Raw genomic sequence first — 330 nt, 5'->3', positions numbered from 1 at the left:
CTCCGGATCAAAGCTTGCTTACAGCTCCCCGAAGCATATCGGTGTTCGTCCCGTCCTTCATCGGCTCCTAGTGCCAAGGCATCCACCGTGCGCCCTTTCTAACTTAACCGTTAAAAAGAATCACTATGTGATATCTTGTCTTACTAATTGAATGTGATGTCTACTGTTATCTAGTTTTCAAAGAACACGTTTCGAAGGAATGATCCTTCAAAACTAAACAAGACAGGGAACGTTCTGTTTATAAGACCCAAGGTCTTATATTCCGTAAATATCCTTAGAAAGGAGGTGATCCAGCCGCACCTTCCGATACGGCTACCTTGTTACGACTTC

The 330-nt window shown here is 43.9% G+C and carries 2 rRNA genes; both read right to left on the bottom strand.

The annotated features are described in order from the left end of the window. Positions 1-109 (bottom strand): 23S ribosomal RNA (locus AC0C66_RS21585); the annotation flags it as partial. A 169-nt stretch (positions 110-278) separates the two neighbouring features. Continuing rightward, a 16S ribosomal RNA gene (locus AC0C66_RS21580) occupies positions 279-330 on the bottom strand; the annotation flags it as partial.

This window comes from Bacillus sp. VA13 (assembly GCF_055710085.1).
This window is presented reverse-complemented; position numbering and strand designations above follow the sequence as displayed.